Genomic DNA, 25431 nt, shown 5'->3' on the forward strand with positions numbered 1-25431 from the left:
TCGCGCCGTGGATGAGTCGAGGTCGCTGCGGGCGGCGCACCGCCGACCGTCAGCCCGGTGACACGTCTCCACCCGCGTTGCGAATCATGCGCTGCAGAACCTTCAGGGTGATCAGGTATTCCTCGTCCGAGACATCCGCGTGCACATGCCTCCGACTGGCCTGCTGTGTCTCGGCGGCGCGCTGATGCAGCGCCCGGCCTTCGTCGGTGATGTGGAGCCTGCTGTCCGCGTCCAGGACGAGCAGCTTCCGCTCCACCAGAAGGTCGAGGTCGGGGGCTATACCGGCGCCGACGTCCAGGTTGGCCCGGTGGGCACTGATCACCTCGTCCCGGGTGACACCGTTCTCGCTGTGCAGGGCCTGGTGCAGCATCCACCACTGGGGCTGTGTGATGCCGATCGCCGCGAGCCGCCCCCTGACGTACGCCATCAGCGTCTTGTTCGCAGCCCACGTCCAGTACCCGATCGGCTGGTTCACCAGCCCCGCGTCCTCGTGCGAGTACTCCATCACGCCGCCTTCCGTCGCCCCGGACACCACACGAGGTGAGTCCGGCCCTGGTTCACTTCCGTCACGAGCGACCGTAGAACCTCAACTGCTGTTCAGGTCAAACGGAGTCGTGGGTGATCAGGTCGCCCGGCTGGCACTGGAGGACCTCGCAGATCCTCGACAGCGTCGAGAAGCGGATCGCCTTCGCCCGGCCGTTCTTGAGCACGGACAGGTTGACGACCGTGATGTCCACCCTCGCGGACAGCTCCGTCAGCGTCATGCCACGCTCGGCCAGGACCCGGTCCAGGTGGATCCGGATGCCGTGGATCTCCTCTTCGGGCATCAGACAGCCCCTTCGGCTACGGGCATCAGATGGTCCCTTCGAGGTCCTCTCGCATGCGTACGCCCTCCCGCATGATCTTCCCCATGATCACCGCGGCCAGGCCCGCGAGGATCAGCGCCTGCGGCCCCGCCACCTCCGGCCCCGACCCGATCACCGGCGCCATGCTCCCGGCCAGCCACGACTTCGACCAGCCGACGACCAGCCCCGCCAGCGGCGTACCCACCGCGACGACCCAGCCGAGTACGGAGAGCCGTCGCGCCACCACGTCCGTGAACGGGCCCTTCGCCAGGACAGCGTCCAGCAGCCGCGAGAACAGCAGCAGCGCCAGCGCGCCGAACAGCAGCCAGGGCAGTTCGCCCCCGAGGTCGGCCGCGCGCTGCCCGACGGACGGGTCGTTCTGGCAGAGGCGCGTGGTGCTGCTGCCCGCCTCCACACCCTCGCCGATCGGCAGCTTCCCCAGTGACGCGTTGGCCCAGAAGCTCGTCTTTACGCAGACCGCGCCGTCGTCGAGCATGTGCGAGAGCCCCGTGCCGAGGAACACGAGCCCGCAGAGCACCGCCATGGCAAAGGTCACCGAGGACAGGGTCCTCGTGAGTCGCGTGTTCACCGCACAGCCTCCCATCGATTATCGATATGGGCGACACTAGCCGCACATATCGATAATCGACAAGTCGGGGGGCGCTGGCCTGGGGGCCTGCGGTCAGAGTTCGCCTCGGGCGGCTGCGGCCACGAGGGCGGTGAAGGCGGTTGCGGTGAGGGTGATGTGGGGGCCGTGGGGGCGTTTGCTGTCGCGGACGGCTATGTGGGGGTCCTCGCCGATTTCGGCGACTTCGACGCATTCGCCGCCGGTATTGCCGCTGTACGACGACTTACGCCACGCCTCGCCGCTGAGGGGCGCGCACTCGACGCAGTCGCCTCCGGTGTTTCCGCTGTACGAGGACTTACGCCACCGCGTGTTCGTCAGGTCCAGGGTGCTCCCCATAGCGTTCCTCCATCACGCGGGTGATCAGTTCCGCCGAGTCCTCCACGGAGAGCGCGGCGGCCTGCAAGTTAGCGTAACGGAGGGCCGCTTCACGGATGGTCTCCGGATTGGCCGTCATATGGCCGGAGATCAGGTCTTCCGTGTACACGATCTCCGGGTCGTCCTCGAAGCGCAGCCGGTTGAACGAGCCGATGAAGCCCGCGTGTTCGCCCACCGAGTAGGGCAGCACTTGGATCTGCACCCAGCGCCGCTGTCCGCAGCTCAACAGGTGCCGCAGTTGCTTTCGCATGACCTCTCGACCGCCGACCGGTCGGTGCAAGGCCGCCTCATCAAGGACCACCAACACCAGCGGTGGGCTCTCGCGTTCCAGGATCCGTTGGCGTTCCATCCGTGCCGCAACCAGGTCGTCGAGATTGCTAGGCATCCCCGTGGCCAGCACCGCTCGGGCGTACTCCTCGGTCTGGAGGAGGCCGTACACGTACTGAGCCTGGAACGTGGAGATGTAGGTCGCCTTGGCCTCCATCTCCGCGTACGCCTGGAACCAGCTCGGCAACTGACTCCGCAGAACCAACCCCACCAACCGTGAGAACGCCCCATCCGTCCCCAGCGCAGCATCAAGCCGCTCCGAGAACTCCCGTGTCGGGACCTTCCTGGCCGTCTCCACCTGGCCGACGAGCGACGGCACGCAGAAGATGCACGACGCCAACTCGGCCTGCTTCAGGTCGGCTGCCTCTCGCAGGCGGCGCAGTTCGGAGCCGTAGTAGTCCAGCGGCGACGCGCTGGGGTCTAGGTCGCGGATGTTGACCATCGTCCGGGTCACCCCCAAGCCCACGCCGCAGGGCGTGAAGTTCAACTTGTGGCCGAGCGTAACCAACTGACTCCACTTTGGTGACATGAATCACGTAACTGCCCCGCTTGACCTTGGAGTTGGCCGGAGCTACCGCATGAGCTTCACCGTCGGTGAACACTCTGTGCAACCGCTGCGCCGCATCCTCACGATGTACCTGGAGGGCTGGGGCCTGGCCGCCCTCACCGAGGGCGCCACCCTGGCGCTCTCCGAACTGGTCACGAACGTCGTACGCCACGTACCGGACCGACGGTGTGCCGTACTGATTCTGCGCCGCCCCGGAGGGATCCGCGTGGAGGTCTCGGACGCCAGCCCGGAACTGCCCACTCCGCCCGCCCCGCCGGGACACTCGCCCGACGGGGGTGAACTGGCCGAAGACGGACGGGGTCTTCTGCTGGTCGAGGCCGCAACCACGCGGTGGGGAGTTACCGTGCTGCCGGAGCGTGCGGGGAAGACCATCTGGTTCGAGTATGACGATGTGTGACGACGACTCGTCGACGACAGAGAGGTGGGCGTGGCATGGCCAAGTCACCGGTGACCGCGGAGGAGCTGGCCGCCCGGTACGGGCTTGAACCGCTGCCGTTCGAGGGCGGCCGTTTCCGCCAGACGTGGGCGGCCCCGCCGGACGCGTCGGGACACCCCGCCGGGACGGCCATCATCATGCTGCTCACGGCCACCGCGGGCGACTTCTCGGCCATGCACCGCCTCCCCACCGACGAGGTCTGGCACTTCTACCAGGGCGACCCGCTCGACCTGCTGCTCCTGTGGCCCGACGGCCGGGACGAGCTGCGGATCCTCGGGGACGGCGACGGGGAGGAGTTCCAGCTCGTGGTGCCCGCGGGGACGTGGATGGGGGCGCGGGTGCGGAACGGGGGCGAGTGGTCGTTGTTCGGTACGACGATGGCGCCGGGGTTCCTGGAGTCGGATTACGAGGGCGGGGATCCGGACGAGTTGGCGGCACGTTACCCGCAACAGGCGGAACTGATTCGGAGGCTGTGTCGTGTCTGACCCTCAACTCCCCTCTCTGGAGGGCCGCGTGGCCCTGGTGACGGGTGCGAGCGGACTGCTGGGCGGCGGCATCGCACGCAGCTTCGCCCGCGCGGGCGCCGCAGTCGTCGTGCACTGCAACCAACGGGTTGAGCGGGCCCAGGTCGTGGCCGAGGAGATCACCAAGGCGGGCGGGGAGGCAGTCGTCGTATCCGCGGACCTGAGCGAGGAGCAGGAGTGCCGACGCCTCGTCGAGGAGGCATTCCGCTGGCGCGGGCGCCTCGACTCGCTCGTCAACAACGCCGGGATCCAGCCTGTGCAGGGCCTGGAGGGGATGACGGCTGATGACTGGCGAGGTCTGTACGACGCCAACGTCACCAGCGCGTTCAGCTGTACGCAGGCCGCCGCCGAGGTGATGGCGGGGCAGGAGCGGCCCGGCGGCAGCGTCACGCACATCGCGTCCATCGAGGGCCACCAGCCCGCCGTCGGCCACGCGCACTACAGCGCGTCCAAGGCGGCCCTGATCATGTTCGCGCGGGCGGCCGCCGTGGAATACGGGGCGCGCGGGGTGCGCGTGAACAGCGTCTCCCCCGGCCTTGTCGGCCATCCGACGCTGGCCTCGGACTGGCCCGAGGGGGTCGAGCGCTGGGGGCGAGCCGCACCGCTGCGCCGCCTGGGGCGTCCCGAGGACATCGGATCCGCGTGCGTGTTCCTCGCGTCGGACGCGGCGTCGTGGATCACGGGGACCGACCTGGTGGTCGACGGCGGGGTGAGCGCGCGTTCCACGTGGTGAGCAACGCCCGGAGACCCGGCGCCCGTACGTTGCCTCGCCGGGTGCGGCGGCGACCGGTTGTCGGTGCGCGGGGCCGGGCCCAGTGACCTGTTTCGGAAAAGTTGTGCGAGGCGCGCGGGGTAGTGCGAGTGGGAAGACGTGCACCCCCGCCCGTGGGTGCAGGTGGGGAGGGGGCGTGAATTGCTCGGGCGCGCTACCTCTGTACGCCGCTCGCAACTTTTCCAAAGTAGGTGGTTGGGGAGGGTCTGGGACCCAGCCGATCCCTGCCGATCCCTGCCGAGCACAGCCGCGCTCGGCGGGCGGGCTTGGCCCCCTCGCCACCGGAGCCGCATGGCTGCCCTGTCCGCGAGGGTTCACCAAGCCAGTGCCGGGCGGCACCCGGCGACGAAGCCGTATCGCCTCCACCGGAGGCTGCCCGCCGCCCCACCCCTGGGCCGCCCGGACTACGTCAACTTGCGCTGTAGGGGCGGCAGTCAAGGGTGGAGCGCAGCGCAATCGGCGAAGCCGACGCCCGAAGGGCGCCCTTGACTTCCGCCCCGGAAGCGCCACTCTGCTTACCCCGGGCGGCCTCGTTCACCTTTGCGCGTAGGCGAGGAAGTCGAAGCGCCGATGAGGGGAAAGGGGCGCAGCCCCATACCCGGTGAGGGCTGGGGCTGCGGCTCCAGGGAAGGGCGGGTGGGTGGGGGGGAAGATCAGCGGCCCACCGGGGTCACCGCGTCCTCCGGCGCGGGCGCCGGGGTGTCGGCCTCCGGCCGGGGCCGCATCAGGAAGACGGAGAGGGCCGCGGCCACGAGGACACCGCTCGCCCCGACCACGAAGCTCGCGGACATCGCGTCGGTGAAGGCGTCCCGAGCCGTGTCGAGCAGCGCCGCGTTACCGCTGCGCGCCGCCTCCGCGAAGGCCTCGACGATGGACTCGTCGGCCTTGCCGGGCGCGTCCGCCGGCATCGCGTTGCCGTACGTGCTGGAGAGGATGGACCCGAGAACCGCCACGCCGAGAGCCGCGCCGCCCTGCTGGACGGTGTCGTTGAGGGCGGAGCCGACACCCGCGTGCTCGGTGGGAACCGCGCCCATCAGGGCGGCCTGCGCGGCCGGCATCGCGAGGCCGCCGCCCATGCCCATGAGGACCATGGCGAGGGTGACGATGCCGAAGCCGTCGCCGCGCTCCAGAGTCGTCAGGGTGAAGAAACCCGCTGCGATGATCGCGAGACCCGTCGCCAGCATGACGCGGTTGCCGAGCTTCTGGCCGAGCGTGGCGCCCAGGGTGTTGAAGACGAGCGAGGCGACGGCGAGCGGGGCGAAGGCCCAGCCGGTGTCGGTCGGCGAGTAGTCGAGGACGAACTGGAGGTACTGGGTCAGGACCAGCATCAGGCCGCCGTTGGCGAAGGTCAGCAGGACGATGGAGAAGCTGGCGCCAGTGAAGACGCGGTTGCGGAAGAGGGAGAGCGGGACCATCGGCTCGGCGACCCGGGTCTCCCAGAGGCCGAAGCCGGCCAGGGCGACGACGGTCACGATCGCGGCGACGTACACCTTCGGGTCGCCGAAGCCCTCCTTCGGCCACTCGGTGATCGTCCACACAAGGGCCACCATGCCGACGACCGACAGGACCATGCCGACCGGGTCGGCCTTGCGCCAGGGGCCCTTGGACTCGGACATCAGGGCGAGCGCCGCGACGATCGCGAGGACCGCGATGGGGATGTTGATGAGGAAGACCGAGCCCCACCAGAAGTGATCGAGCAGGGCACCGCCGAGGACCGGGCCGCCGACCAGACCGACCATCGCCACCGCGCTCCAGGCCGCGATCGCCTTGGGCCGCTCGTCCTCGTCGAAGACGGTGATGAGGATGGAGAGGGTGCTCGGCATGATCAGGGCGCCGCCGACGCCCATCAGGACGCGCCCGGCGATGAGTTGCTCGGGGCTGTCCGCGACGGTCGCGAGCAGTGAGGCCGCGCCGAAGACCACAAGGCCGATCAGCATCACCCTGCGGCGGCCGAAGCGGTCGGAGAGCGATCCGGAGGTCAGCAGCAGGCCCGCGAAGACCAGCATGTACGAGTCGAGGATCCACTGGAGGTCCGAGGCGCTCGCGTCCAGGTCCTGGGCGATGGGCGGCACCGCCACGGTCAGGACCATGTTGTCCACGACCAGGACCAGCGTGCTCAGGCACAGCACGACCAGGATCAGCCAGCGCTTGGGATCGCGTGCCTGCCCTTTCCCATCCACTGTCTTCGTTTCCGACCCGGTCATCGCGGACCTCCCCTGTGAGCACTTCATCGGTACGGTGTTCGCCGTCTCCGCACACTGTACGGACACCGCACAGCGTTCGCAACCCCCGAACGCCGTGCGCATACTGCGCTAGGCTGGGGCCCGAGACGCACTCGCTCCGAGCAGAGACACCGAGCAGAAATGGGGTGGCCGCATGCCACGCGCCGCGCAGCCGACCAAGCAGCCGACCGGCGAACCGATCGGGTCCGTCTGGACCCGCCCCCAGCGCCCGCGCCGCGAGCAGCCCGCACTCAGCCGCGACCAGATCGTGGCCGAGGCGATCGCGCTGCTCGACTCCGACGGCATCGAGGCGCTGAGCATGCGCAAGCTGGGCACCCGCCTCAATGCCGGTGCCACCTCGCTCTACACGCACGTGGCCAACAAGGACGAGCTGATCGAGCTGGTCGTCGACCAGATCTACGGTGAGATCGAGGTGCCCACGCCCGCCTCGCCCGAGGAGTGGCGTGCGGCCGCGGTCGCATGCGGCAACAACGTGCGCGCCGCGATCCTGCGCCACCCCTGGATCGCGTCCCTGCTCGGCGAGATGGGCATGGCCTATCTGGGGCCGAACATGATGCGGCTCTCGGAGAGCATGCTCGGCCTCTTCGAGACCGGCGGCTTCGACCTGCGGCGCTCCAACGTGGCGCTCAACACCATCTGGTCGTACGTCATCGGCACCTCCGCCACCGAGGCCGCCTGGCTGACGATGCTCGCCCGCAGCGGACGCAGCGAGCAGGAGTGGGTGGAGGTGGTGACGGCGGCCGCCGAGACCGCCATGGAGCCCTACCCGCGGGTGCGGGGGCTGCACGCGCTGCAGACCGAGACGGAGGTGGACGAGACCCGCCGGAGCAACTTCGACCTGGGGCTCGACTGCATCCTCGACGGCCTGGAGGCGCAGCGCGGCGGCGCGTAGCCGGACCCACCCGGCGTACCCACTCGGCGTGCCCACCGGACGTACCCACCCGGATGGCCCGCCCAAGTGGCCGCCCCGCACTGTCGCCCAGAGGCTCGGGCCATGGATTCAGCAAAGTCCGGACCCTCCGGAAGCAGCCTCTGGGCGTCCGGCGGCACGATGTTCGCCGGGGTCCTGATGCTCGTGAACGGCGTCCTCGGCGTCCTCGCGGGCATCACGGGCATCGCCAAGGACGACGTGTACACGCGCCTCGGCGACTACGTCTACAAGTTCAACCTCACCACCTGGGGCTGGATCCACCTGGTGCTCGGCGTGCTCATCGCCGTCACCGGCTGGGGCATCCTCAAGGGCGCGGAGTGGGCGCGGGCGGCGGGTGTCGGGCTCGCCGCCGTGGGCATGGTGGCGCAGTTCCTGTGGCTGCCGTACACCCCGCTGTGGGCGCTGATCTCGCTCGCGCTCAGCGCCTTCGTGATCTGGGCGCTGTGCACGGACAGCGGGGACTCAGCGAGCGGGGGCGCCGACACCAGCGGTGCACGCGGCGGCGCGAACTCCGGCCGATGACCCCGCCCGTCTCCGCCCTCTCCGACCACCTCGTCGCCAAGTGGACGTCGCCGCAGGGCGCCCGGCTTATGGCCGCGGGCGCGAAGATCGTCGACGGACTGCTCGAACTCGGCCCGCTCACCCACGAGCGGGCCGGGCGCATGCTCGGCTGGCCGCCGCAGGAGGTCCTGCCCCGCTTCGAGGCGATGGACTTCCGCCTGGAGACCGACCCCGACGGCAACATCATCGGCGCGGGCGTCTCCCTGAACGAGGCCCGCCCGCACTCCATGGAGCTGCGGGGCCGCACCGTGTACGGCTGGTGCGCGATGGACACCCTGATGTTCCCCCTCGCCCTCGACGAGGCGGTCTCCCACATCACCTCCCGCTGCGCGGCCACCGGCGAGCCCGTCCGCGCCACGGTCACCCCTTCGGGAGTACGTGACGTCCACCCCGCGACGGCCGCCGTCACCCTCGCGCCCGCCACCGGCGCCGACATCCGCGAGGTCTTCTGCAACCGCGTCAACTTCTACGCCGACGAGGCCCTCGCCAACCAAGTCACCGGCCGGGACTCGGACTTGGCGGTGTGCTCGACGGCGGAGGCGTGGGCGGTGGGCAGGCGGCTCGCCGACCTGTTCTGACCGGCGGCGACTACTCGCGGCGCCCCAGGCTCTCCACGCCCAGCGAGTACAGCCCGTCCAGGACCAGATCCGCGCCCACCGCCGCCAGGAGCAGGCCGAGCAGCCGCCCGGACAGCTCGATGACGGCGTGGTGGGTGCGGCGGAGGAGCCGGGTGAGGACGACCACGCAGAGCAGGTCGAGGGCGAGGACGGACACGTACGCGCCGACCACCGTCGACCGCCACGACCAGGTGTCCCGGGCCGCTGCCTCGATCAGGACAGCCGTGATGGCGAGCGGGCTGACGATGTACGGCATCAGCAGGTCCCGTACGCCGCCCACCAGGCTCGGCGGGGCGTCACCCGGGTCCTCCGAGCCGATGTGGACGCCGAGGACGAGCCCGACGGCGTACACGAAGAAGATGACACCGCCCGCGAGTTGCAGCGCGGGCGTGCTGATGTGGAACAGCTCCAGGAGCCAGGGCGCGGTGAAGCCGACGACGAGCGCGACCAGGATCGCGGCGGCCGTGGACGCGAGCGCGATCCGGCGCAGCTCGGCCGTGGGATGCGCCTGCGCGAGCGCCGCGAAGGCGAGCAGCACCTTGGGCGGCCCGACGACGGAGAAAAAGGTGACGAAGGCGGCTGAATAGGTCAGGGCGTTCACGGGGGCATCTTGGCCCCCGCGACCGGCCGGTCCTGGTCAGCCGCGCGGACTAGAAGGCAGCAGGGCCGCCGTTCGCGGCGACAACGTCCCGTACCGCCCCGATGAACGCCTCCGTGCGAGGCCCCGTGTCGCCCGTGCGCCAGATCAGGGCGACGTCGGCCGTGGGCAGGTCGTGGACGGGGACGAAGGTGATGTCAGGCCGGGCGTAGTACTTCTCCACGGAGGCGATCACCGGCGAGACCCCCTGCCCCGTCGCCACCAGCGTCATCATTTCCTGGAACGACGCCACCGCCTGGCCCCGCCGGATCACGCGGCCGCTCGGCGTGCGCGGCGGCACGTGGAAGTCCCACCAGTAGGCGGGCGCGCCGTTGACCACCCCGAAGAACGTCTCGCCCGCGAGGTCCTCCCAGGCCAGCGAGGTGCGGCCGGCGAGGGGGTGGCGCAGGGGCATCGCGAGGACGCGGGGTTCGTTGATGACGATCGGGCCCACCGTCAGGTCGGGCTCCTCCACCGGCAGGCAGGTGAAGAGCACGTCGACGTCGCCCGCGCGCAGCGCGCCCAGCGGGTCCTTGAACTGCGCCTCGCGCATCCGTACGCCGCACCCGGGCACCCGCTCCCGGAACAGCTCCAGGATCGGCTGGGTGAGCGTCCCGGCCCCTGACCCGAGGAAGCCGACGCCCAACTCGCCCTCCACGCCCCGCGCCACGTCCTTCGCGCGGGCCACGGCCTCCTCCATGCCGCGGTGCAACGGCTCCAGGTCGTCGTACAGCTGACGGCCGAGCGGGGACATCCGCACCACGCGGCTGGTGCGCTCGAAGAGCGGTGCGCCGATCTTGCGCTCCAGCTTCTTCACGGTCTGGCTGACCCGCGCCTGGGAGAGCAGCAGCCGCTCGGCGGTGCGGCCGAAGTGCAGCTCCTCGGCGAGGGTCAGGAAGGTCTCCAGCTCTTGTCTTTCCACGGCACGCTCCCCCTCACGCAGACCGGTGTCGGCCTGCCACAACGCCCTGACCTGCATCGATAAGCCCGTACGCAGCGATCGTTTCACGGATCGCCGTTGATGGGCCATCGCGATCGGCGGATCTTAGAGGAGTCGGAACGGCGCACCGCCGGACCGGACCCCACCTCCTCAACCTCCTGGAGCTTTCGATGATTTCGCGTGCCCGCACCACCGCCGTCGCCGTCGCCCTCGCCCTCACCGCCGGTGCCGCCGTCACCACCGCGCAGGCCTCGCAGGGCGGCCACGGCGTCGAGAACAAGGTCGAGAACAAGAAGGCCGCGCAGGCCTGGACCGCCGCCTGGGCCGCCGCGCCGCAGCGCCCCAGCACCGGCTTCAAGGCCAACTGGTCGGAGAACGGCTTCGACGACCAGACCGTGCGACAGGTCGTCCGCGTCACGGAAGGGGGTGACAGAGCCCGCATCCGCCTCTCCAACGCGTACGGCGCGTCCCCGCTGCACATCGCGAGCGCCACCGTCGCCCGCACCGAGGGCACGAAGGGCGCGGGCGTCGAGAAGGGCTCCGTGCGCCGGCTCACCTTCGGCGGGAAGACCTCCGCCACCGTCCCGGCGGGCGGTTCGCTCGCCAGTGACGAGGCAGGCCTCGACCTCGACCGCTTCGAGTCCGTGACCGTGACCCTGCACCTGGCCCGCACCACCGGGCCCGCCACCTTCCACGCCCAGTCCTTCGCGACCAGCTACCGGGCGGCCGGGAACCACGTCGGCGACACCGGCGCCGGTGCCTTCAAGGAGTCGACCGAGTCCTGGTACTACCTGTCGGGCGTCGACGTACGCTCCGACAAGGGCGGGCAGGGCCGGGCCCCGCGCCGCGACGGCATCGTCCTCTTCGGCGACTCCATCACCGACGGCTTCGCCTCCTCCACCGACCGGAACCGGCGCTGGTCCGACGCCCTCGCCGAGCGCCTCGCCAAGGCGGGCACGCCGCGCCCCGTCCTCAACTCCGGCATCGGCGGCAACCTCGTACTCAACGACTCGGCCTGGTACGGCGACAAGGGCACCAACCGGATCGGGCGCGACGTGCTCGACCAGCCGGGCGCCGGGACCGTCGTCGTCCTCGAAGGCCTCAACGACATCGGCTTCAGCGAGTCCGACACCCCCACCTACAAGCCCGCCCCCGTCATCAGCGCCGACCAACTCATCGCCGGACACCGCAAGTTGATCCGCGCCGCCCACGACAAGGGCCTGAAGGCCGTCGGCGGCACCCTGCTCCCCCTCGGCGGCTCCGACCACTACGGCAAGCACGCGGCCGCCGTCAGCGACGCCTTCAACAAGTGGGTGCGTACGTCGGGTGAGTACGACTCGTACATCGACTTCGACAAGGCCCTCGCCGACCCGAAGAACCCCGAGCGGATCCGGCCCGCGTACGACAGCGGCGACCACCTGCACCCCAACGACGCCGGATACCGGGCCATGGCCCGCGCCGCCGACCTGAACTCGCTCTGAGCCGAACTCGCTTTGAGCCGACGGGAGTCACGTACGCCATGTCTGTCATGCCTGTCACAGAGAGCACCGCCGTCCCGGTCCGGATGACCGGGCGGCAGAAGCTCGTCCTCACGCTCCTCCTCGGCGCCCAGTTCATGATCGCCGTGGACTTCTCCATCCTGAACGTGGCGCTGCCTGTGGTCGGCGAAGGCCTCGGCTTCCCGCTCGGCCACCTCCAGTGGATCGCCACCTCGTTCGCACTCGCCGCCGCCGGATTCACCCTCCTCTTCGGCCGCATCGCCGATCTCTTCGGCAGGAAGCGGCTGTTCATCGGCGGCATGGCGCTGCTCGGCCTGGCCTCGGCGCTCGGCGGGCTCGCCACCTCGCCCGAAGTCCTCATCGTGGCGCGGGTCCTGCAAGGGCTCGCCACCGCCGCCGTCACCCCGGCCGGGCTCGCCCTGCTCACCACGGCCTTCCGTGAGGGGCCGCTGCGGGAGCGGGCGCTCGGGCTCAACGGGGCGCTGATGTCCGCCGGGTTCACGGCGGGCGCCGTCCTCGGCGGGCTCCTCACCGACCTGCTCTCCTGGCGGTGGGCGTTCCTCGTCAACGTGCCGGTCGCGGCGGTCGTCGTGGCCCTCGCGCCGTCCGTCATCACCGACTCGAAGATCGTGTGCAGGCACCGCCTCGACATCCCGGGCGCGGTGGCCGTCACCGGCGGTCTGCTGGCTCTTGTGTACGGGCTCACGCGGGCCGGTGAGGCGGGGTGGTCGGACCCCGTGGCCCTGGCGGGGTTGGTGGCGGGCCTGGTCCTGCTCGTCGGGTTCTGGTTCCTGGAGCAGCGGGCGGCGGCGCCGCTGGTGCCGGTGCGGATCATGCGGCGGCGGAGCGTGGTGTGGGGGAACGTGGCCGGGCTCGTCGCCTTCGCCACGGAGACCTCGCTGGTCTTCCTGATCACGCTGTACTTGCAGGAGATCCTGGACTACTCGCCGCTGGCCACCGGGCTCGCCTTCGGGGTGCTCGGCGCGGGGACCGTGGTCGGCGGGACGCTCGGCGGGCGGGTCGTGGGGCGGATCGGCAGCCGGGGGGCGATCCTCGCCGGGGGTGTGGCGCAGGCCGTCGCCACGGGGTCGCTCGTCGCGCTCGGCTCGGGCGGCGGGTGGATCTGGCTGGTGCTTGTCGCCACCTTCGCCGGGGGCGTGGGGAACATGCTGATGATCGTGGGGTTCATGGTGACGGCGACGTCAGGCCTCCCGGACTCCGAGCAGGGGCTCGCGACCGGGCTCGCCACGATGACCCAGCAGGTCGGCATCACCCTCGGCATCCCCGTCATGAGCGCCCTGGTCGCGGCGAGGGCGGGCGGCGCCGACGGCGGGTCGGTACTGCCCGGGGTGACCACGGCGGTGGCCGTGAACGCGGGGATCGTGCTGGTGGGGGCGGTGCTGGCGTGGCGGTTGCTCGGGCGCACCCGCCCCCACCAGGACGAAAGCCGTCACTCCCGCGTGTAGTAGCGGTAGAACGACACCGCGAACACGCTCGCGGCCACCGTCGCCGCCATCCCGGTCGACCGCAGCACGGTGGCGTCGGTGAGGCTGTAGAGGAAGCCGAAGGTCACGCCCGCGAAGGTGGCCCAGGCCGCGGCACGCAGTTCGCGGGGCAGGGCAGGGGCGACGCGGCGCACGGCCGCGTACAGCACGCCGAAGACCACGCCCGTGACCACGCCGTAGAGGACGTTCCAACCGGTGATCGGGCCGCCGTCGCGGTGGATGGCGGCGGCCCAGAGGCCGTAGACGACGGCGAGGAGGGCGGGGACCGCCCAGGTGCCGGAGAGTGCGCGGAGGTCCGGAAGGCCGTGTGCGCCGGGTGTGCCGGGTGCTGCGGGCGAGCCATGTGCGGTCTGAGCCATGACGGCTCCTCTCTGCTCACGCCCGGCAGCGCCTCAGGTCACGCCGCAGGCGTCTCAGTCAAGGAAACACCCGCTCGACCCCACGCTCCACCGGAGCGCGTGCCACTCTGGAAATCTCGGCGTGCCACTCTGGAAATCTCTGGAAATCAGCCACCCCCGCCCGGCCCGGAGCGATGAGTTTCCGCCCCGGGTCCGGTCTCCCCTCATGACGATCCGCTGGCGATCCCCAATCGGAGGGCGTAGGGACATGAGCAGCAAGCAGCCGCACCGGGGCCAAGGGCCCGGTGGTCTGGCCATCGAGACCGCGGGCCTGGTCAAGACGTTCGGCGAGAACCGCGCGGTCGACGGCGTCGACCTGGCCGTCCCGGCCGGCACGGTCTACGGCGTCCTCGGGCCGAACGGCGCGGGCAAGACGACGACCGTGAAGATGCTCGCCACGCTGCTGCGCCCGGACGGCGGCGAAGCACACGTTTTCGGCCACGACGTGGTCCGCGAGGCCGACGCCGTCCGTCGCCTGGTCAGCCTCACCGGGCAGTACGCGTCGGTGGACGAGGACCTCACCGGCACCGAGAACCTGGTGCTCCTGGCCCGCCTCACGGGCCACCCCAAGAAGGCCGCGTACGCACGCGCGGAGCAGCTCCTCGACGCCTTCGGCCTCGGCGACGCCGCGTCCCGCCAGGTCAAGCACTACTCGGGCGGCATGCGGCGGCGCATCGACATCGCCGCGTCCATCCTCAACACCCCCGACCTGCTGTTCCTCGACGAGCCGACGACGGGCCTGGACCCGCGCAGCCGCAACCAGGTCTGGGACATCGTCCGCGCGGTCGTCGCCCACGGCACGACCGTGCTCCTGACCACGCAGTATCTGGACGAGGCCGACCAGCTCGCCGCCCGCATCGCCGTCATCGACAAGGGCAAGGTCATCGCCGAGGGCACCAAGGGCGAGCTGAAGGCGTCCGTCGGCGCGGGCTCCGTGCACGTCCGCCTGCGCCACGCCGACCAGCGCGCCGAGGCCCAGGACGTGCTCCGGCTCGCCCTGGACGCCGCCATCCAGCTCGAACCCGACCCGGTCGCGCTCACCGCCCGCGTCGGCGAGGGCTCCTCCAACGGCCGTGGCGCCGCCGAGCAGGCCTCCCGGGCGCTGGCCGAGCTGGCCCGCGCCGGCATCACCGTCGACAACTTCTCCCTGGGCCAGCCCAGCCTCGACGAGGTCTTCCTCGCCCTGACCGGCCACACCAGCGAACCCGGGTCCCCCGACGGGACCGGCCCGGACACCCCGCAGGACCTGAAGGAAGCCGAGGTCTCCCGATGAGCACCGCGACCACCACCGAGGCCCAGGACCTCGCGCCCGTCCGTACGGAGTCGCTGGCCGAACTGCTCATCGCCAAGGAGCGCCCGCCGCGCCCCAGCGCCCTCTCCACGTCACTGACCTTCGGCTGGCGCGCCATACTCAAGATCAAACACGTGCCGGAGCAGCTCTTCGACGTCACGGCGTTCCCGATCATGATGGTGCTGATGTACACGTACCTCTTCGGAGGGGCGCTCGCCGGATCCCCGCGCGAGTACATCCAGTACCTGCTCCCCGGCATCCTGGTCATGTCCGTCGTCATGATCACGATGTACACGGGCGTCTCCGTCAACACCGACATCGAGAAGGGCGTCTTCGACCGCTTCCGCTCGCTGCCGATCTGGCGGCCCTCGACGATGGTCGGCTACCTCCTCGGCGACGCCCTGCGGTACGCGCTCGCGTCCGCCGTGATGCTGACCGTCGGCATCATCCTGGGCTTCCGCCCGGACAGCTTCCTGGGCGTCCTCGGCGGCGTACTGCTCCTGATCGTCTTCTCGTTCGCCTTCTCCTGGGTGTGGACGATGTTCGGGCTGCTCCTTCGTACGGAGAAGTCCGTGATGGGCGTCAGCATGATGGTGCTGTTCCCGCTGACGTTCCTCAGCGACATCTTCGTGAAGCCCGAGACCATGCCGGGCTGGCTGCAGGCCTTCGTCAACAACAACCCCGTCACGCACGTCGCCTCCGGCGTCCGCGGCCTGATGGAGGGCGAGTGGCCGGCCGCCGACATCGCGTGGAGCCTGGGCTGGGCGGGGCTGCTGGTGGCGGTGTTCGGGCCGGTGACGATGCGGCTGTACAACCGCAAGTGATGCCGCTGTAGGGGTTTCCCGCCCCCACGCAAGTAGGGTTTCCTGCCCCCATATGCAGTGAAACGTGGTGACCCCGGTCGCGTCCGGCGCGGCCGGGGTCTTGCCTTGTGGGCGTGCACCGACGTCCTCGCGCCGCCCTGTCCGCCGTGCTGCTGGTCCTCGCCTGTCTGCTCGTCCCGGTCGGTGTGGTCTCGACGTGGGCGAAGTACGAGATCGAGGACGCCGACGCGTACGTCGCCACGATGGCGCCCCTCGCGTCCGACCCCGCCGTCCGCGACGCCGTCACCGCCGCGGTGACCGACTCCGTGGCGAAGGAGATCGACGCGGGCCCGCTCCAGTCGGCCGTCGAGTCCTTCCTCCGTGACGCCGTGCGCTCCTTCACCGAGACCGGCGCCTTCCAGGCCGCGTGGAACGCCGCCAACCGCGCCGCCCACGACGCCGTGCAGTCCGCGCTCACCCACGACTCCGACGGCGCCGTCACCATCGACCTCGCGCCCATCACCGAGCAGGTCAAGCGCCAACTCTCCGAAGAGGGAACGCCGTTCGCAAACCGCATCCCGGTGCGGCACACCGAGGTCACCGTGATGAAGGCGCAGGACCTCAGTCACTTCAGGAAGGGGTTCCGCATGCTCCAGATCGCCGGTGTGTGGCTGCCCGTCGCCGCCGTACTGCTCGCCGTGGGCGGCATCCTCCTCGCGGTGCGCCGCCGCCGTGCGGTCACCGCGACCGCGCTCGGCGCGGCCCTCGGCGCGGGCGTGCTCGCCGCCGCCGTCGCGGTCGGCCGCGGGCTCACCCTCGACGACCTGCCGCCCGACGTGTCCCGCGCCGCCGCGGGCGCCGTCTACGACGCGCTCACCGACACGCTGCGCACGGCGGCCTGGGTGATCGTCGGGGTCGGGCTCGCGGTGGCGCTGGGGGCGTGGCTGAGCGGGCGGCTGCGGCGGGGCGGGCCGGGGGTGCCGCGTCCGCCGCGCCCGTCCCACCCCTTCCGGCCGGGGGCCGGACCCGCCGCTCCCACCGCTCCCGCCGCTCCGACCGCTCCGCAACCCGCCCCCAGGTCGCCGGCGTCCTTGAGAGAGGATCTGTAGGCGCGCCCTGACAACGCAGCCGGGGCGACGAGACAGCAAACCCCGGCGACGAAGCCCGGGCGACGCTGCAGCACACCCGGCGACAAAGCACGGGCGACGCTGCAGCACACCCCGGCGACGAAAGGGCGCCCCTTGGAGCACGTGACGGCACCGCCGACGCCCCCCGAGGCCGAACCCGATGTCTCCGTCGACGAACGGCGGCCACAGAGCCACCGGGTCGCGGCCTGGACCGCCGGACTCCTCCTCACCGCGGTGAGCGCCGTACTCGGCTGCCGCATCGCCGACACCGACGGCGTCACGCCCGTCCCCCAGGCCCTGGCCTTCCTCCCCTGGCTGCTCGTGCCGGGCGTGGCGGCGCTGCTGCTGGCGGCGCTCGGGCGGTTCCGCGTCGGCCTGGTGTGGGCGGTGGCGGTGCTCGGCGGCCTCGCCTGGTTCATCGAGCCGTACGGAAAGGTGTCCGACCCGGAGGGCCCGCCGGTCGCGGAGATCCGCGTACTCGCCTCCAACGTCGAATTCGGCCACGGAGCACCCGGATTGATCAAAACGATCCGCGAACGCAAGCCGGACCTGGTCTTCGCGTCGGAGTGCGACGGAGCGTGCGCGGCGAAGCTCGCGGCCGCCCTGCCGCACTCCGCGTACCCCTACCGGCACGCCGTCTCCGGCAACGGCGCCGACGGCTCCCTCATCCTCAGCAACCTGCCGCTGAAGCCGGCCGACGGGGTACGGGGCACGCTCGGCATGCCCGGCGCGACCGCCGACGTGAAGGGCATTCCCGTACGCCTCCAACTCGCCCACCCCATGCCGCCGACACCGGGCGACGTCGACCTGTGGCGCACCGAACTGGGCCGCCTGCGCGACTACGCCGCCGCGAACACCGACCAGCCCACGATCATCGCCGGTGACTTCAACGCCACCCAGGACCACGCCGCGTTCCGCCGCATCCTCGACACGGGCCTCCGCGACGGCGCCCGCCTGGCCGGCTCCTCCCGCACCCCGAGCTGGCCCACATCCCTCCCCCGCCCCTTCGGCACCCAGATCGACCACGTCCTGTCCACGGACGACTTCGCCGCCCACAACGCCCGCTTCCTAGAAATCGGCAACACGGACCACAGGGCACTGCTGGTCGACCTGACTTTGCACCGCAAGCCGGAGTGACCCCGGCTCCCTAGCCGGTGATCAAGCTGACGAGCGACTCTGTCGCGCTCAGGTCAGGCAGCACATGATCGGCACCCGCAGCGTGCAAGTCGGTTGCTGTGCTGCGACCGGTAGCCACTGCGATCACCTTCACGTCGGCGGACAACGCTCCCTCTACGTCGGCCGGGGTATCCCCGATCAGTACAGCCTCCGAGGGGTCGGCTGAGGCGCGGCTCAACGCGAGGCGGACGAGGTCGGCCCGCGCTTCGCCGTCCTCGCCGTAGGCGCCGATGGCCCAGTCGATCGGACCGTCCAAGCCGAAGACGGCCAACTTGGTCCGGGCGACGGCTCTGACGTTCCCGGTCACGACGGTCTGCCGTACGCCCGGCACTTCGGCCAGAGCGTGCAGGACGGCGGCTGCTCCCTCCAGCGCCTGTCCCCGCTCGCCGAGTTCCGCGGCCTGCTTCACGTGCTGCTCGGCAAGCGCGGACGCGAACCGCTCGAAGTCGGCTCGGCCGGTGGTGATGCCGTGGAGCCTGGCCGTCTCGCGGAAGATCACCTGTTCCGTGATCCCGTCGATCGTGGCCTGCTCCCGCAGGGGCACCCCGGTGGCCTGCTCGAAGGCTGCCGCCGAGAGCTGCCTTCCCACGCCTCGCGTGTCGATCAACGTGTGGTCGATGTCCCACAGAACGAGCCGTGTCATAGGTCTCCCATCTCCCGGCCGGCTTCCACAAACGGGTGACAGCGGGTGTCGGCCGAGCGCAGTCGCCCCTACCCTGACCAGGCAAGCACACCAGGGAAAGAGGCACACGGTGGAGACGCCGAGGCTCCCCGTCGGTGAGCGCGTCAGGTACTACCGACGGAAGAACGGTAACCGGAAGCAGGCCGCTGTCGCTGGGCTGTGCGGTATCACCGAGCGCTATCTCAGCCAGATCGAGAACGGCCACAAGGTGCCGTCGCCCGAGGTGCTCGCGCGCCTCGCGTCCGAACTCGGGGTGCCCGTCGCCGCGCTCCTGTCGGACGAGGCTCCCCAGCAGACTCCCTCGGCTCCCCTGACGTCCTCCCCCGACATCGTCCGCGCACTCATGGGCCATCAGGCGGACCGGAGTTCGGTCCCGGCGAACCCCGTGAGCCCGGCGGACCTTCGTGAACGAGTCGAAGCAGCGTGGTCCTCCTGGCAGTCGAGCCCTATCCGCTTCACCGATGCCGAGTCGGTTCTTCCGGCGCTCATCGCCGACACCGAACATGCCGTACGCGCCCATCAGCCGCCCGGCGAAGCCGCTGTGCGGCGCGAGGCGCTGCGTGCCGCCGCGGACCTGTACGGACTGCTGCGCTCGTACTGTCGACGTACCGGACGCAATGATCTGTCCCTGCTCGTTGCGGACCGGGCCATGCGCGCGGCCGAGGACGCGGACGACCCCATTCGCGTGGCTGCCGCGCAATGGAACCTGGGGCACGTGCTGTTGTCCACCGACCGTGCGGATGCCGCTGCCGAGGCTGCCGAGACCGCCGCCCACGGCATCGCGCGGCTGGACAGCGTCTCCCCGGGCCCGGAAGCCGCCGCCCTCAAGGGCGCTCTGGAATTGGTGTCCGTCGTCGCCGAAGCTCGTCAACAGCGCTGGTGGCAGGCGCGTGAACGCCTGCGGGAGCGAGCCGGACCGATGGCCGAGCTGGCCGGGGAGAGCAACAGGCAGTGGACCGTTTTCGGGCCCACGAATGTGACCCTGCACGCCATGAGCGTCGAGATGCTGGCGGGGGAAGCCGCGGAAGCACTACGGCTCGCCGACGCGATCGACACCAGCAGCCTGCCGTCCTGCGAGCGGGCGTTCACCTTCCGCCTGGAGGTCGCCGAGTGCTACGACCAACGTCGCGAGGACGCGGCTGTGCTGGTCCACCTGCGGGACCTCGAAGTACTCGCGCCCGAGGACATGGCCCGCAGTCCCCTCGCGCACAACCTCATTGTTCGCCTGCTCCACCGTATACGCCCCATGTACCGCCAACAGGTCGCACAGCTCGCCGAACGCCTAGGCATCGCGGCCTGACCCGAACTCGGAGTTCACCCGAACTGTCAGTTCGGGTGGCGGTGCGCACATGCCCTTAGCGTCATCGCTGTGAACACCCAGGCAGAGAACAGAAGGATCGCCGATTGGCTGCGCTGGCCCATCCCCTGCCCGGCCAGGCCCGCCGGGAGTGGACGGACGCCCATGTGGCGATGATCCCTCTGGGGAGACGCTTCGACGCCGTACGCGTGCCTGCCGAGCGCATCCACGCGGCCGTGGGCAGTGACGAGTCGGCGACGGTGGCCGCGGCACTGGAGGACTGGCTGCGCGGCCCGGTCGTCCAGGACCTCCGAAGCGGCCTCGGCCCCTACTACGTGCTCGTGGCCCCGGACGCGGAATGGCAGGGCGAAGAGGTGCGCCTCAGCACCGGTACGTACCTCGGTGTCCCCCGAGTGGGACACATCGCGTACCTGATGACCTGGGTGGTTCAGCCGCAGCGCCCCGGCGACCTGTGTGATGTCGGGTGTCTGCGCGCGCTGTTGTCGGTGGCCGAGCCCCTGAAGGCGGTTGAGTCGTGAGCCGTGCGTCCGGGCTCGAGGAGCGAGCGACCAAGCTGTACGCCGACTACATGGGGCACCTGTTTGGGTGCCTGCCCTGTCAGCAGGAGCATTACTGTCCAGCGGGCACACGTATGCGGGCCGCATGGAAGGCAGCACAGGCTGCTGCGAGCCAGGCCTACCGGGCGGGACGGCCGCGCACCATGCCGTCAGGCGGCGGAACGCGTTGAGTGTGTGGGCCCGCCTCTGGGCTACACCCGCGGTGACGCCACCGCGCGGGCCGCGGTCACTTCCTGGCGCAGTGGGCCGAGTACGCCGTCCTCGGGCCCCGTGAACGCCGCAGGCACCGGCACCAGGACCTCCACCTCGCGCAAGCCCTCGGCCAGTTCGCGGAGTTGGCGGGAGACCTCGGTGACTTCGTGGGGGCCGGGGGCGGGGGCGCCGTGGCGTACGCGGACGCGTGCTGCGGTCGTCGCGTCGACGATGCGTTCCACGGCCACGACCAGGGGCCACCACGCGGCGGCGCGGGCGCCGGTGGGCGGGGGCTCGGTCAGGGCGCGTTGGAATTCGGTGCGGATGTCGGAGAGGTCGCGGTAGAGGCGGCGGCGCATGCGGGCGCGGGCGGCGGGGGCCGTGGCCTCGGGGTCGTCGCCGAAGGCGCACTCGACGTAGCGGGCCGTGTCGGAGACGGCGTCGGCGAGGCGGTCGCCGATGCGGGTGTGCCAGCTCTCCGGCCAGAGGAGATAGCCCGCGACCAGCGCGATCGCACAGCCGATGAGGCTGTCGACGAGGCGCGGTACGACGAGCCCGAAGCCCTGGTGGTTGAGGACGTCGGAGAGGAGCAGGATGACCGGGGTGATGGCGGCCGTCTGGTAGCCGTAGCCCCGGGGGGTGAGGGCTGGGATGAGGGTAGCCAGGATCAGGACGACCGGTACGTCCCACCAGCCTCGTTCCACTGAGGACAGCACCGCTGCGGCCACCACCAGACCGGCCGCCGTGCCCAGCGCGCGCAGCACCGCCCGCGAGAACACCGACCCGAAGTCCGGCTTCAGGACGAACGTGATCGTCAGGGCCACCCAGTACGAACGCGGTACGTCGATCAGGGAGACCAGGCACTGCGCGATGCCGATGCACAGGGCCAGGCGCAGGCCGTAGCGCCAGGACGCGCCGGACAGGATGACGTTGCGGGTGGCGCGGCGCGCGCGTACGCGCAGTGCGGCGGGGCGGCCGAGGCGGTCCTCGGCGTGGATGACGGTGAGGGGGTCGGGGTCGGCGAGGGTGTCGGCGGCGTGGCGCAGGGCGTGGTGGACGGCGCGGGCGGCGGGGCCGTGGGGGTGCGGGAGCTCGTCGGGGAGGCCGAGGTCGACGTAGGCGTTGTTCGGGGGGCGTTCACCACGGTCGCTGCCCGCACCGAGCTTGCCGCGTTCACCACGGTCGCCGCCCGCGCCGAGCTTGCCGCGTTCACCACGGTCGCTGCCCGCGCTGAGCTTGCCGCGTTCACCACGGTCGCTGCCCGCGCCGAACCGCCCGCGTTCACCCCGCCCCACCGCCTCCGCCAGCCTCCGCATCGCCGCCGCCAGTTCCGGCGGGAGCTTCTCGCCGTACTGGTGGGCGGTCGGCGCGGCCTCGACGACGGGTGTGATGGCGTTGAGTTCGGCGATGAGGCGGACCAGGTCGGGGCTGCGGCCGTGGTCGCGGGTGCGGCGGGCCAGGACGAGGTCGTAGGCCTGGTTGAGGGAGGCGGTGACGTCGGCGCGGGCCTTGTCGTACGCCGCGTCGTCGTCCTCACCGGTGCCCGCGGCCTCCAGGAGCGCGGCGACACTCCGGTACGTCGCCGCGACAGCGGCCCGCTCCGGCACCCCGGACCGCAGCGGCCAGGCGAGCAGCGCCAGGGCGAGGACGAGCAGGCCACCGCCCGTCATCAGGGCGGGCGCAAGCCACCACTGGCCGGGCAGCGGAAGCCCCGCGCCGATCACGCAGTTGAGCAGGAGCAGCAGTCCCGACACGGAGGCGACCGCGCCGATCGTCGACATCATCCCGGAGACCAGCGCGACGAGTGTGACCGCGCCCACCGCCGCCCAGCCGTGGCCGAAGACCAGGGCGCCCAGGGTGACGCCGAGGGCGCCGAAGAGCTGGGGGACCGCGATGTTGAGGATGCGCATGCGGTACGCGTCCGCGGTGTCGCCGATGACTCCGGAGAGGGCGCCCATCGAGGCGAGCGCGCCGTACGCCGGTTCGCCCGCCGCCATGCCGATGGCCAGGGGCAGCGACATGGCGATCGCCGCGCGGGCCACGGCGGCCCAGGGGACGGGCGCCGGCTGCGGCTTGAGGGAGCGGACCAGCCAGTCGGGCGGGGCGAGGGGGCTGAGGGCACGGTTCCGCATGCGGCCCATTATCGCGGGGGCGGGATGACCTGCGCGTACGCGGGGCCCGCGTGGTTTTTCACAAGCCGGGAGCACACACCGGGAGCACGCGCCGGAAGCAGAATGNNNNCCCCCCACCACCGTCTCACCCGGCGGAGCCGGGCAGGCTGCTACTTCTGGACCTGCTTGATGGCCTTGGCGAGGCCGTTCGCCCAGAGCTGGTTCACGCGGGCGCGCTCGGCCGCGTTGGGCTGGGCGTTCTGGCAGGACGTGCCGGGGCCGCCGCCCGACATCAGCTCGGAGCACGGGCCCCGGTAGTTGTCGGGGAGGCCGAGCACGTGGCCGGTCTCGTGGGCGGTGACGCGGGTGGAGTTGTACTGCTGGTTCTGGCGGTAGTCGAGGAAGATGTAGCCGCGGCCGTGACCGTCGGTGCTGGCGTAGGAGCCGCGCGGGTCATTGCCCTCGCGGTACGAGAAGCTCGCGCCGGACGTGCCCGACTGGAGCTTGACGTTGGTGACGGCCGCGTTCCATATGGACGTGGACGACGCGATCTGCTGACGGAAGGTCGGCGCCTGCGACGCGTTGTACGTCACGGTGACGGCCTTGGCACCGGGGTTCGCGGCCCGCTTCTCGGCGACCGCCTTCACGACCGCCTCGAAGAACGCCTTGTTGGCGGCGGCCTCTTCGCCGGAGCCGTTGTACTTGGCGACGGACGCCGCCGTGGACACCGAGGAGGCGCTGTCGGCACCGGCCCGGGGGGAGTCGACGGCCGTGGCGGCGGTCGTACCGAGCGCGGCTACCGCGAGACCGAGCGCGGCGGCGACAGAGAGGTAACGCTTGTGCATGGTGGGGGGCTCCCTACTCGTTCGGTGAAAGGTGAACGTTTCGGTACCCGTGAGTGTCGGGGAGTCACGCCGCGTGCGGATGATGGCAGATGACGATAGGACGGGGCTATCGCCGCACATCAGGACACCGGTCATACGTGCCAAGTCGTGGGGGTCCGTAGGGGTTTGGGTGGCTGGTGTGAGGACGTCCGCCGTTCTACGCTCAACGCCCATGGAGCTCGAGGTCAGGCACCTCCGCGCACTCTGTGCCATCGCCGAGACGGGCAGCCTGCACAAGGCCGCCCGCCAACTCGGCATGAGCCAGCCCTCGCTGACCACGCAGCTGCGCCGGATCGAGCACGCGGTCGGCGGCGAGCTGTTCGCCCGCGAGCGCACCGGCTGCCGCCCGACCCCGCTCGGCCGGATCGTCCTGAGCCGGGCCCGCCCCCTCGTCGTGGAGATGCGCGCCCTGGTCACCGAGGCGCGCGCCGCGGCGGCCCGCGCGAGCGACGGCACCCCGCACCTGCGCATCGGCTCCACCGCGAGCCGCGCCATACCGGGCTGGCTGCGCCGCCTGCGGCACCGCATGCCGGGCACCGAGACCTCGCTCCAGATGGACGTGTCCGCGAACGCGCTCCTGCAAATGGTGGCCGCCGGTCAGCTTGACATCGCCTTCGTCCACGAAGTGGAAGGCTGCTCGCTGCGCGTCCCGGACGGGCTGCGGCGGCGCGTGCTCGTCGACCGCGAGCCCCAGTTCGTCTCGCTCGCCGCCGACCACCCCGCGACCCTCAAGCCCGTCGTCCACCTCACGGACCTCGCGGCCGACCGCTGGATGGTGGACCCGACGGTCGACGGCGAATGGGACGGACTGCAAAGGGTGTTGCGGGAGGCCGGGCTCAACCCCCGTGTCCTGCACGGGGATTACCTAACCGCCGCCACCCTCGTCGCCACCGGCGAGGTCGTCACGGTCTGCCAGCCGACCTCGGTGGCGAGACCCGACATGGCGGTCAGACCCCTGTACGGCGATCCGCTGGGGGTCAGACTCCTGGTCGCGGCGCGCACGACGGCCGAGCTCGACGCGGTGTACGGCGAGCTGGAGGCCGCGTACTGGGAGGCCGCCGCCGAAGCCCCCGCCTACCAGGACTGGCTGCTCGGCACGAGAGGCACCGCCCCGCCCCCGGTCCCGGCCCTCGACCCGCCCCCGGTCCCGGTCCCGGTCCTCAACCCGCCCCCGCCCGCACCACCCGCCACAGCCGCCGCGGCTGTCACACCCCCCGCGCTCGCCCCGCTCACCCCCCGGACCACGGGCCACCTGCCGCCCCCGGACCTTGGTCCCGCCGCATCTCAGGACCTTCGGCCCACCCCCCTCTAAACCCCCTCCGACCTGGGGTTTTTCCCGTTTTACGGTTCCGCGTCACCGTATCCGGCCGGTTGTTACGTTCCCTACGGACGACGCACACACGGCGCCCGTAGCTTCGTATCCGTCGCCACCGCAAAGGGGCACAAAGACGGACAGTACGCCCGACCAGCCACGAGGGATCACC

27 protein-coding genes are annotated in these 25431 nt (G+C 71.1%); 15 read left to right on the forward strand and 12 right to left on the reverse strand.

Features of this window, described 5'->3' with window-relative positions; genetic code table 11:
* Positions 1 to 49 precede the first annotated feature (49 nt).
* From IEY91_RS12520 to IEY91_RS12540, 5 genes are all read right to left on the reverse strand, one after another.
* Entirely contained in the window at positions 50 to 505 is a 456-nt protein-coding gene (locus tag IEY91_RS12520; protein ID WP_164328349.1) for a MarR family winged helix-turn-helix transcriptional regulator, read from the reverse strand.
* Positions 506 to 602: 97 nt separating this feature from the next.
* Complete coding sequence (locus tag IEY91_RS12525; RefSeq protein ID WP_164322697.1) at positions 603 to 827, reverse strand: helix-turn-helix domain-containing protein; 225 nt, start codon at positions 825 to 827, stop codon at positions 603 to 605.
* A gap of 25 nt (positions 828 to 852) precedes the next feature.
* Complete coding sequence (locus IEY91_RS12530; protein ID WP_229696907.1) at positions 853 to 1401, reverse strand: DUF2975 domain-containing protein; 549 nt, start codon at positions 1399 to 1401, stop codon at positions 853 to 855.
* Positions 1402 to 1527: 126 nt separating this feature from the next.
* Positions 1528 to 1809: a DUF397 domain-containing protein gene (locus tag IEY91_RS12535; protein ID WP_189174007.1), complete on the reverse strand. Its 282-nt coding sequence runs from the start codon at positions 1807 to 1809 to the stop codon at positions 1528 to 1530.
* A complete protein-coding gene (locus IEY91_RS12540; protein WP_164328350.1) occupies positions 1769 to 2617 on the reverse strand; it encodes a helix-turn-helix domain-containing protein in 849 nt (282 codons plus the stop codon). Before IEY91_RS12540 ends, IEY91_RS12535 begins: the two co-directional genes overlap by 41 nt.
* A gap of 136 nt (positions 2618 to 2753) precedes the next feature.
* Between IEY91_RS12540 and IEY91_RS12545 the strand changes: the two genes are divergently transcribed.
* The 3 genes from IEY91_RS12545 to IEY91_RS12555 are packed head-to-tail and all read left to right on the forward strand — an operon-like array spanning position 2754 to position 4436.
* A complete protein-coding gene (locus IEY91_RS12545) occupies positions 2754 to 3140 on the forward strand; it encodes an ATP-binding protein (RefSeq protein ID WP_189174008.1) in 387 nt (128 codons plus the stop codon).
* A 35-nt stretch (positions 3141 to 3175) separates the two neighbouring features.
* Positions 3176 to 3664 carry a cupin domain-containing protein gene (locus IEY91_RS12550; RefSeq protein ID WP_164322705.1) on the forward strand — a complete coding sequence of 163 codons (489 nt, stop codon included), beginning with the start codon at positions 3176 to 3178 and terminating at the stop codon, positions 3662 to 3664.
* Entirely contained in the window at positions 3657 to 4436 is a 780-nt protein-coding gene (locus IEY91_RS12555) for an SDR family NAD(P)-dependent oxidoreductase (protein ID WP_189174009.1), read from the forward strand. The genes IEY91_RS12550 and IEY91_RS12555 overlap by 8 nt, the downstream gene beginning before the upstream one ends.
* Before the next feature lie 692 nt (positions 4437 to 5128).
* Here the strand turns inward: IEY91_RS12555 and IEY91_RS12560 are convergent.
* On the reverse strand, positions 5129 to 6679 hold the full coding sequence (locus IEY91_RS12560) for an MFS transporter (RefSeq protein ID WP_164322710.1): 1551 nt from the start codon (positions 6677 to 6679) through the stop codon (positions 5129 to 5131).
* 172 nt (positions 6680 to 6851) lie between these two features.
* On the opposite strand from IEY91_RS12560, the gene IEY91_RS12565 reads away from it, so the two are divergent.
* From IEY91_RS12565 to merB, 3 genes are all read left to right on the forward strand, one after another.
* Positions 6852 to 7610, forward strand: coding sequence for a TetR/AcrR family transcriptional regulator (locus IEY91_RS12565; RefSeq protein WP_189174010.1), 759 nt, complete (start codon positions 6852 to 6854; stop codon positions 7608 to 7610).
* Positions 7611 to 7712: 102 nt separating this feature from the next.
* Positions 7713 to 8171, forward strand: coding sequence for a DUF7144 family membrane protein (locus tag IEY91_RS12570; RefSeq protein ID WP_189174011.1), 459 nt, complete (start codon positions 7713 to 7715; stop codon positions 8169 to 8171).
* The gene (gene merB / locus IEY91_RS12575) at positions 8168 to 8788 is read left to right on the forward strand and encodes an organomercurial lyase (RefSeq protein WP_164322716.1); all 621 of its coding nucleotides are present in this window, start codon (positions 8168 to 8170) and stop codon (positions 8786 to 8788) included. The genes IEY91_RS12570 and merB overlap by 4 nt, the downstream gene beginning before the upstream one ends.
* Positions 8789 to 8798: 10 nt before the next feature.
* Here the strand turns inward: merB and IEY91_RS12580 are convergent, their stop codons facing one another.
* Positions 8799 to 9428: a MarC family protein gene (locus IEY91_RS12580; protein ID WP_164322718.1), complete on the reverse strand. Its 630-nt coding sequence runs from the start codon at positions 9426 to 9428 to the stop codon at positions 8799 to 8801.
* 49 nt (positions 9429 to 9477) lie between these two features.
* The gene (locus tag IEY91_RS12585) at positions 9478 to 10386 is read right to left on the reverse strand and encodes a LysR family transcriptional regulator (protein WP_189174012.1); all 909 of its coding nucleotides are present in this window, start codon (positions 10384 to 10386) and stop codon (positions 9478 to 9480) included.
* Between the two features lie 188 nt (positions 10387 to 10574).
* Between IEY91_RS12585 and IEY91_RS12590 the strand changes: the two genes are divergently transcribed.
* Together IEY91_RS12590 and IEY91_RS12595 are read left to right on the forward strand one after the other, a co-directional pair.
* Entirely contained in the window at positions 10575 to 11885 is a 1311-nt protein-coding gene (locus tag IEY91_RS12590) for an SGNH/GDSL hydrolase family protein (protein ID WP_189174013.1), read from the forward strand.
* A 47-nt stretch (positions 11886 to 11932) separates the two neighbouring features.
* Positions 11933 to 13369 (forward strand): MFS transporter, encoded by a 1437-nt coding sequence (locus tag IEY91_RS12595; protein WP_189174014.1) that lies wholly within the window; start codon positions 11933 to 11935, stop codon positions 13367 to 13369.
* On the opposite strand, the gene IEY91_RS12600 is transcribed toward IEY91_RS12595, so the two are convergent.
* The gene (locus IEY91_RS12600; RefSeq protein ID WP_164322724.1) at positions 13354 to 13767 is read right to left on the reverse strand and encodes a hypothetical protein; all 414 of its coding nucleotides are present in this window, start codon (positions 13765 to 13767) and stop codon (positions 13354 to 13356) included. The genes IEY91_RS12595 and IEY91_RS12600 overlap by 16 nt on opposite strands.
* A gap of 247 nt (positions 13768 to 14014) precedes the next feature.
* Here IEY91_RS12600 and IEY91_RS12605 point away from each other — a divergent pair, with 247 nt between their 5' ends.
* The 4 genes from IEY91_RS12605 (at position 14015) to IEY91_RS12620 (ending at position 18164) form a co-directional block, all read left to right on the forward strand.
* Positions 14015 to 15079, forward strand: coding sequence for an ATP-binding cassette domain-containing protein (locus tag IEY91_RS12605; RefSeq protein WP_164322726.1), 1065 nt, complete (start codon positions 14015 to 14017; stop codon positions 15077 to 15079).
* Entirely contained in the window at positions 15076 to 15921 is an 846-nt protein-coding gene (locus IEY91_RS12610; RefSeq protein ID WP_164322728.1) for an ABC transporter permease, read from the forward strand. The genes IEY91_RS12605 and IEY91_RS12610 overlap by 4 nt, the downstream gene beginning before the upstream one ends.
* A 113-nt stretch (positions 15922 to 16034) precedes the next feature.
* Positions 16035 to 17009 carry a hypothetical protein gene (locus tag IEY91_RS12615; RefSeq protein ID WP_229696908.1) on the forward strand — a complete coding sequence of 325 codons (975 nt, stop codon included), beginning with the start codon at positions 16035 to 16037 and terminating at the stop codon, positions 17007 to 17009.
* A 141-nt stretch (positions 17010 to 17150) separates the two neighbouring features.
* On the forward strand, positions 17151 to 18164 hold the full coding sequence (locus IEY91_RS12620; RefSeq protein ID WP_373287933.1) for an endonuclease/exonuclease/phosphatase family protein: 1014 nt from the start codon (positions 17151 to 17153) through the stop codon (positions 18162 to 18164).
* Between the two features lie 10 nt (positions 18165 to 18174).
* Here IEY91_RS12620 and IEY91_RS12625 read toward each other — a convergent pair whose 3' ends face one another.
* Positions 18175 to 18846 (reverse strand): HAD family hydrolase, encoded by a 672-nt coding sequence (locus tag IEY91_RS12625; RefSeq protein WP_189174016.1) that lies wholly within the window; start codon positions 18844 to 18846, stop codon positions 18175 to 18177.
* Between the two features lie 109 nt (positions 18847 to 18955).
* Between IEY91_RS12625 and IEY91_RS12630 the strand changes: the two genes are divergently transcribed.
* Both IEY91_RS12630 and IEY91_RS12635 read left to right on the forward strand, forming a co-directional pair.
* Positions 18956 to 20185, forward strand: a complete 1230-nt coding sequence (locus tag IEY91_RS12630; RefSeq protein ID WP_229696909.1) for a helix-turn-helix domain-containing protein — start codon at positions 18956 to 18958, stop codon at positions 20183 to 20185.
* Between the two features lie 104 nt (positions 20186 to 20289).
* A complete protein-coding gene (locus IEY91_RS12635) occupies positions 20290 to 20721 on the forward strand; it encodes a hypothetical protein (RefSeq protein ID WP_229696910.1) in 432 nt (143 codons plus the stop codon).
* Between the two features lie 230 nt (positions 20722 to 20951).
* Here IEY91_RS12635 and IEY91_RS41760 read toward each other — a convergent pair whose 3' ends face one another.
* A complete protein-coding gene (locus IEY91_RS41760) occupies positions 20952 to 23084 on the reverse strand; it encodes an FUSC family protein (RefSeq protein WP_229696911.1) in 2133 nt (710 codons plus the stop codon).
* A 149-nt stretch (positions 23085 to 23233) separates the two neighbouring features.
* Complete coding sequence (snpA, locus tag IEY91_RS12650; protein WP_164322740.1) at positions 23234 to 23908, reverse strand: snapalysin; 675 nt, start codon at positions 23906 to 23908, stop codon at positions 23234 to 23236.
* Between the two features lie 211 nt (positions 23909 to 24119).
* On the opposite strand from snpA, the gene IEY91_RS12655 reads away from it, so the two are divergent.
* Complete coding sequence (locus IEY91_RS12655) at positions 24120 to 25259, forward strand: LysR family transcriptional regulator (protein ID WP_189174018.1); 1140 nt, start codon at positions 24120 to 24122, stop codon at positions 25257 to 25259.
* The last annotated feature ends 172 nt before the right edge of the window (positions 25260 to 25431 follow it).

Source organism: Streptomyces lasiicapitis, from assembly GCF_014646335.1.
GTDB lineage: Bacteria > Actinomycetota > Actinomycetes > Streptomycetales > Streptomycetaceae > Streptomyces > Streptomyces lasiicapitis.